Here is a 5,231-nt window from a genome sequence, read left to right as displayed (position 1 = left end):
CCCATCGCCGTGAAACGAAGCATACCGGTGTTCCCCTTCCATGCAGATACAGGAGGGACATCGATACGAATCATCCGGCCCCTCCGGGATCCGCACCCCTTGCATGCGCTACCCGCCACGGGGACGGACGCACACGACACGGAACCCATTTCTCATATCGTACCATACCCGCCCACAATGCAGCACACGCCCGCCACGCACGACTGGTGCGTTGGGGTCTCTCTCCCTAAGCCAAATCCCGGTCGGTCGGATTCCATCCCCGAGTTGAAGGAAGGTACGGCGATATTCTTATGGGCGAATGGTTGGCCCTGTCACAGATCCTTTCTCCACCCGGCCCATTCCGTTCTGGCCGATCCGATGAATGCCGACAGCATTTGGGAACTATCCACCTGTTTTCGTAGCCTTTGCCCATCGTGCCAATCATGTAGCCAACGAACGGATCCGACTTCTGGTCGGGACGATCGGATTCCGTGGCCTTCCCGCGGGGGGGGGGGAGTTGCAGGAACCACCCATTGCGGATCCGAACGTCTCCATCCCGCTCAGGTCATCAACGCATGGATCGGGCCATAAGGGCATGTCCTTGATCGCGATGACGACCGACGACGAAAGTGAGAACAGAGGCAACCTGCGGTACTTGTGCGGCAGACACGCTGCAGGGGGTGCTTCTGGTGGCTTGGCATCATGGCATACTCCAAGGGCTGCATCATTCCGTCTGTGCCATGGAGATGCCGGTAATAATGACGGAGCACCCAGCCTTGACATGGATTCCTGCAACTACGCGCGTGTGGATGATTACCGTACAGCCATTCGAGCCGTTCGGTATCCTGTCGAACACGGTTTCATCTGAAGGGATGAACGCCGGGCCGGAGGATCCGTCGACCACTCTGGTCGTGTACAGGGGGTATCGCGATATGGTCAGGTTCCGGAGACTGAATCGGAGTGGATCGAGCTTGGCGATGATTCCGGGTTCAATGGCCATGATGCCATGGCGGATGAAACCTGAGAAGGGGTCATCCGCGTGGGGTCACCATGCCATTCCGGTTTGTGTAATGCGTTGGCAAGCCTGCTAAACGCAATGATGCTGATTGTTATGAACACCTTTCCGCGTTCAACCCGACATCGCCGCATGGCTGCCTAGTGATTTGCCATCATTGATGAGAAGCGGGAATGTATCGGCCCCTGTACGGTTGACGGTCGTAGGGAGAATGCGGGCGCGACAGGTTGCGGTCCATGAAGGCGGCAGGAGACGCGTCATGATGGCAAGGAACCGGAATCCGGTGCCACCCCGCAGGCTCTGAAGTAGGGTTTCAGGGCTGAGAGGTCGTTCTGTGCGCCCGGGTTTCCGATAGGAGCGGTTTGTTTCATCGAAAGACCGATGCGACAGGATCGGTCGGGAGTCTTCTCCCTCAGGTGTCGGAGAAGATCAAGGCGGGCATAATGATCGGTTTCGACCTTCCTGTTCTGAATGTGCCGGGCTCGTTTGGGGCGGGGTGCTCAGGCCGTCCTTCATGGGTCGACCTGTCGACATGTCCTGTTTGCAGGTCATGGAATCGTATGCCGGGCCGGATGGATGGGAGGGGATCCGCCTGACCTTGGAGACTGTGTTATCGCCAACCGGGGCAGGGGGCCAAGTGGCTGTCCGATCGGTGGCGCGTGCCGATATGTACCTGCTACGGCCATCCCGCAAGGTGCGGAGAACACGTAAACGGAACAAGTTCACAAGGGCTTTCTCGCCACGATCGAGAAAGACAGCGGAATCTGCGGTCGGTCCCGGGGCATGGTCCATCCAGCGAGGTCGGAATTGTACTCCAGCATGGGCAGGGCTTTCAGTCGGTCACAGCATGTTCGCCAATCGCCTCTATGGCCAGCCCGGCGTCCAGCAGTGCGCCGGTCATCTCCTGGAAGTCATGGGCCCAGTTGTGATTGGTGGTGTGCTCAATCCGGGTCCTGGCCTGATGCTGTTGGGCCTCCACCGCGGATGCGTAGGTCTGATCGGTTTCATGGGTTGTTTCCGTTCCGCCGAAGTAGTTCTGGATTATCGTCATGCCCTCATTGTCCAAGGCGAACAGCAGCGGATGGTTGTCGCGGATCATGAAGATGCCGCCATCTGCCAGGAGTGTGGCGATTGAGCGGGCCCAGTCGTTCAGATCGGGAAGCCAGGTGATGGTTCAGGCACTGGTGACGATGAGATTGACCGACCCGCCTGATCAGGCATGGCCTGTGCCGCGAAGCGGGCACCCCCCTGCACATAGGTGATTGATGCCCCGGCTCGTTCGGACGGATTCCTGGCATACTCAAGCGCGGTGGGGGAGAAATCCAGGCCATAAACCTTCCCCGCACCCAATCGCCACCAGGTCAGGGTGTCCTCGCCGATGTGACATTGCAGATGCTGAAGCCGCAAACCCGTTATGCCGCTTTCGGGAAGATGGGGTTCAAGAACCGCAAGATCGCGCAAGACGACCGGTGATGAGGCCGAGGGGTCATCGGCGAATGCATCGCGATCGCCATATGCGCCATTGGCGTGCACAACCGCCCGGTCGTTCCAGTTGAGGAGATTGTCCCTCACATCACCGGATTGATCGGCTTCCTGTCGGGCATGGCTTACCTCCCAGGATATAGAGGCCATCGGCGGTGATGAAGCTCGGACATACGTAAAAACAGTCATCTCTCTTGTGTTATGAACAGCATCATGGTTTAGGACTGAATGCCGCATATCAAATCGTCGCCATACCCAGTGCGTCACGTCCAGGTTGTTCACCTACGATTTCATGACCGTAGCATGAGCCAGCATGAATGTGACCAGAGGCCCTTGACAGGATGTGGGCCCATTTGAGGGGCATCCGCTTTTTTGGGGGGGTGAAAGAAATGAATTCATTTTTCCTCATCGCCGACCGACCGCTCATGGAGGCTATACCTGATTCAGCCCATGGGGGCTTTGACCAGGTGCTCAATGTGTATGAGCACGCTTATAGGTATGCACGCACTATAGAGTATTCGAAAAGACGGGTTCCAAGACCACATGGGTGTCCGGTCCATTTGCTTTCAATGCGGGTATGACCAGCCATGATCAGTCGGAATTGAAAGCAATGGCGGTTGATCGTCGGAGAGGTGTTTGAGGAGTCGTCCCTGATCTACCTACGGCCGCGATCATTCGGTCAACGCGAATAGGTTCAACTGCACGTATCGTTCGTCGTGCGGGCCGGCTTTTGCCATTCCGGAGGTGGTCCAATATCGTGGGGTCGTTCGCCGTCGGTCGAATGGGGCTCGTTCGTGTCGGTGTCCGTCGGGGAGCCTCCTGGGTTCATGCTTGGAAATACCAGCGCGAGGGGCGCTCGGAAATGGGGGCATGGACACCGAATTGCATATTCGGGTTCCGTACGTCGGCCCACATGCAGCCGGAGGCGCTGAACGTTGACGACCACGATGGGCTATGGCAAGGTGTTTTCCGGACCGACATCGACGGTCGTTCCACCTCGGCGGCGCGCTGTTCGGATCCTCGATTGATTGGCTGTGAGCATGCGGACATCACCATGGATCAGCGGGGATGATGCCCACCATGCCCCCACCCCTACTTTGATGAATGGCGGAGGCGAGAACCGGATCCGGATCTCCTCGCCTCCGACACGGGCTCCTGCAACGACCTGTCGTGTCCGTTCCCGCTGCCGGTTCGCCATCGGGGAGGGGGTGTGGTTATCGGGCTCCACGAGTCCGTATACAGGTGCCAACTCGGGAACCACCTTCATTGACCCCCTGCCGCTCAACGGTCATGGCTGATGTTTTGCCGACACCCGCACCGGAACACGATTCCGTCAATCTGCTCCAGTTCCTTCCGGTATTCGGGACTCTTGGCTCGATGTCCCCTCAGGGGGACATTTTCACCTGTCCTGTTGCAGGCTTTTTCTTTGTCGGTTTCCATGGAGTCATACGTTGGATAGGAAGGCGAAATCATGCGCAGGTATCGAAACGCTCGGCGACAGCTGGCTGTATCGACCGAAAATCTGGTGAAATCCTATGGACAGTTCACTGCCGTGAATGGGGTGAATCTGCAGGTTCCCTCGGAAGGCGTCTACGGTCTGCTGGGGCCGAATGGCGCAGGCAAGTCCACGACCATGAAACTACTGCTTGGGTTGACGGCCCCCAGCTCTGGAAGGATGTGGATGCTGGGCCAGGAGGTGGGCTCCAAGAGTCGAATCCAACCGGGACGTGTGGGATCCATGATCGAAGGCCCCAGTTTCTACCCGGGCTTGTCTGGTCTGGACAACTGCCGAATGGTGGCTGATTACTTGGGTCTGCCTTCCAACTCGGCTTCAGCTGTGTTGGCTAAGGTGGGGCTGGGAGGACATGAGGACAAGAGGGCCAGGGACTACTCCCTTGGCATGAAGCAGCGTCTGGGCATCGCCATGGCGCTCATATCCCATCCTGAGCTGCTGCTTTTGGACGAGCCGACCAACGGTTTGGATGCCGGGGCGGTAGTCGAGGTGCGTCAGATGATCATGGATCTTGCAGCTAGCGAAGGTGTTACGGTCGTTATCAGCAGCCACATTCTCTCCGAAATCGAGAAGATGGCGCCGGTGGTCGGCATCATCGGGGCCGGACGACTGCTCTACCAGGGCTCCTTGGAAAATCTGCGCGAGGAGGGGCATATAGACCTGCGCGTTTCCGACCCTCAACTGGCGGCAGGCGTGCTTGAGCACGACGGCATCGACTATGGGTACATTCAGGAAAGCGGGGCCTTGCGGATCCGGGAATTCGATGACCGGCAAGTCGGGGGTTTAGTCGCCCAGCTGGTCTCCCGGGGACTGGAGGTCTATCGTGTGGCTTCCGAACGCAAGAGCCTAGAGGAGGCCTTCCTGGAACTGGTGGAAAGCCCCCGGGCCCATGTACCGCAGGCCGGCCTCCAGCAGGGGGCTTCACGATGAGCGCCATCACTGCAAACATCCTGAAATCCGTGGAGCCCGGGAAGCATGGGGGTGCCGGAGCCATACGCTTCAGCGGCCCGTTGATGCTCATCTTCATGGAGATGCGCAAGCTGAAGGGCTCATCCTTCTGGTGGATGATCATAGGCATGATTACCTTGGTTTCCTTGTGGTCAGGATTTGCCGTCATGAAACGGGCAGGCGGCAATCCGGCGACACGCACCGTGACCTTGGCGCAAGGCGATGTCTACGAGCTCGTTGGCCTGCTGGCCCCGATCCTTGCCGCCCTGCTCACCAGCCGGCTGGCCGTCATGG

Annotated in this window: 3 protein-coding genes and 1 pseudogene; 2 read left to right on the top strand and 2 right to left on the bottom strand. The window is 58.5% G+C overall.

Translation table 11 applies throughout. The features are described 5' to 3' along the window. Nucleotides 1–1,826 precede the first annotated feature (1,826 nt). Both Q0K62_RS07725 and Q0K62_RS07720 read right to left on the bottom strand, forming a co-directional pair. The gene (locus Q0K62_RS07725; protein ID WP_297317397.1) at nt 1,827–2,093 is read right to left on the bottom strand and encodes a hypothetical protein; all 267 of its coding nucleotides are present in this window, start codon (nt 2,091–2,093) and stop codon (nt 1,827–1,829) included. 50 nt (nt 2,094–2,143) lie between these two features. Beyond that, the gene (locus Q0K62_RS07720) at nt 2,144–2,758 is read right to left on the bottom strand and encodes a class I SAM-dependent methyltransferase (RefSeq protein ID WP_297317396.1); all 615 of its coding nucleotides are present in this window, start codon (nt 2,756–2,758) and stop codon (nt 2,144–2,146) included. A gap of 1,189 nt (nt 2,759–3,947) precedes the next feature. Here Q0K62_RS07720 and Q0K62_RS07715 point away from each other — a divergent pair. Both Q0K62_RS07715 and Q0K62_RS07710 read left to right on the top strand, forming a co-directional pair. Beyond that, entirely contained in the window at nt 3,948–4,919 is a 972-nt protein-coding gene (locus Q0K62_RS07715; protein ID WP_297317395.1) for an ABC transporter ATP-binding protein, read from the top strand. Next, nucleotides 4,916–5,231 (top strand): annotated as a pseudogene (locus tag Q0K62_RS07710) (hypothetical protein); the annotation flags it as partial. The gene Q0K62_RS07715 and the pseudogene Q0K62_RS07710, both read left to right, overlap by 4 nt.

The organism is uncultured Bifidobacterium sp., from assembly GCF_945269915.1.
In the GTDB taxonomy this organism is placed as follows: domain Bacteria; phylum Actinomycetota; class Actinomycetes; order Actinomycetales; family Bifidobacteriaceae; genus Bombiscardovia; species Bombiscardovia indica.
This window is presented reverse-complemented; position numbering and strand designations above follow the sequence as displayed.